Source organism: Mesorhizobium sp. M1E.F.Ca.ET.063.01.1.1, assembly GCF_003998155.1.
In the GTDB taxonomy this organism is placed as follows: Bacteria; Pseudomonadota; Alphaproteobacteria; order Rhizobiales; family Rhizobiaceae; genus Mesorhizobium.
The window spans coordinates 1-1,641 of sequence record NZ_RZSC01001038.1; the positions used below are offsets into that span (position 1 = coordinate 1).

Sequence of the window (1,641 nt, forward strand, 5' to 3'; positions counted from 1 at the left end):
GGGGAGTTGGCGTCGCAGATTGACCTGGCCGTTGGCGGCATAGTGGATGGTGGCCGAGCCGGAGCCGAACATGCCCTGCAGCTTGTTGGTGCCGAGCGCTGCGACCGGAGAGAAACCCGCCAGAAGCAACGCCGGAATGGTGATCAGGCCGCCGCCGCCGGCGATCGAATCGACAAAGCCCGCCGCGAAAGCGGCGGCGGTGAGTATGAGGACGGTCTGCAGGGTAAGGTCGATCATCAGGCCAAGGTCAAGGCGGGGGGAGCCGCAGCTTCCATCATGCGCGCCCAGTTTGCGCAAGACCGATTTCACGCTAACAATCGAACGGAATAGCGAAGGAAGGCTAATGGCGATGGCGCTGCTTGATCAGATACGCTCGATCTTCGAGGGCGACCCGGGGGTGCGCAAGGTGGCGGACGATCCGGTGCTGTCGGCGGAGCTTCTGATGCTGTTCCGCATGATCCTGGCCGACGGGTCGGTTTCGGAGAGCGAGATGGTCACCTTCCGGCGCATCTGCAGGGAAGCCTTCGGCATTCAAGAATCCTCGATCGACAGCGTCATCGAATATCTCAACGACTATGGCTACGAGACCAACGGCTCGCAGGCGGTCGCGCTGTTCCGCGACCTCGATGTCGAGCGGCGCAAACTGCTCGCCCGACACATGGCCGAAATCGCCAAGGCGGATTCCAAGCTGGCGGAGAGCGAGGTGAAGCTTCTGCGCCGCACGCTCGACCTGCTCGGCATCAGCCCGGTTGATTTGGTCAAGCCGGAAAGCTGAGGACCGGCGGTCGGCCGGGTCTCCGCTGCTTCGCAGCGTCCCGGCGCTCGCTGTCGGCGCGGTGCGAACCGGCTGCTCACCCTTGTTCCTGCATGCGCCGCGTGATCGCGCGGTGAAGATCGGGCGCCGCCGCGACCAGTGCCTGCGCCGCTTCCGAGCGTGGGTTGTCGAGCACGTCGGCGGTCCGACCGCGCTCGATGATCTTGCCCTCCTGCATGACCAGCACCTCGTCCGACATGGCGCGAGCCACCGTCAGGTCGTGGGTGATGAAGAGATAGGCGATGCCGAGCTTCTGGTTGAGTTCGGCGAAGAGATCGAGGATCTGGGCGCGGATCGAGACATCCAGCGCCGAGACTGGCTCGTCGGCGACGACCAGTTTCGGGCGGGTGATGATGGCGCGGGCGATCGACAGGCGCTGGCGCTGGCCGCCCGAGAATTCATGCGGGTATTTGTCCATGTCGCGCGGACCGAGCCCGACTTCGTCGAGCGCGTGCGCGACCATCTCGCGGCGCTCGGCCCTGGTCGGCTGCTTCTCCAGAAGATGCAGCGGTTCGGCGACCAGCCTCTCGACCTTCTGGCGCGGATCGAAGGAGCCGTAGGGATCCTGGAACACCACCTGCATGTCGCGCCGTGCCGGTCTTAGCGCTGCCTCCGCCTTGCCGGTGATGGTCTCGCCGCGAAAGCGGATGGCGCCGGCCGTAGGCTTGTCCAGCGCCAGGATCATGCGGGCAAGCGTGGACTTGCCGCAGCCGGAGCGCCCGACGAGCGCCACCGACTGGGCCGGCTCGATGGTCAGCGAGACCTCGTCGACGGCGCGGATCGACGCTGCCGGTCGGAACAAGGATTTGCGTCGCCCCGGATAATCC

At 65.7% G+C, this 1,641-nt stretch carries 3 protein-coding genes; 1 reads left to right on the forward strand and 2 read right to left on the reverse strand.

Annotated features, from left to right (window positions below; translation table 11 throughout):
• Positions 1-237 (reverse strand): TSUP family transporter (locus EOA29_RS35735; protein WP_145970019.1); only part of this gene is annotated, 237 nt, incomplete at its 3' end.
• 106 nt (positions 238-343) lie between these two features.
• Here EOA29_RS35735 and EOA29_RS35740 point away from each other — a divergent pair.
• Entirely contained in the window at positions 344-775 is a 432-nt protein-coding gene (locus tag EOA29_RS35740; protein ID WP_126093323.1) for a TerB family tellurite resistance protein, read from the forward strand.
• 76 nt (positions 776-851) lie between these two features.
• Here EOA29_RS35740 and EOA29_RS35745 read toward each other — a convergent pair.
• On the reverse strand, positions 852-1,641 hold a 790-nt coding region (locus EOA29_RS35745), incomplete at its 5' end, for an ATP-binding cassette domain-containing protein (protein ID WP_145970018.1).

Coding starts and splice junctions, on each gene's coding strand:
- EOA29_RS35740 (WP_126093323.1), top strand. CDS start 344: ATGGCGATGGCGCTGCTTGATCAGATACGCTCGATCTTCGAGGGCGAC.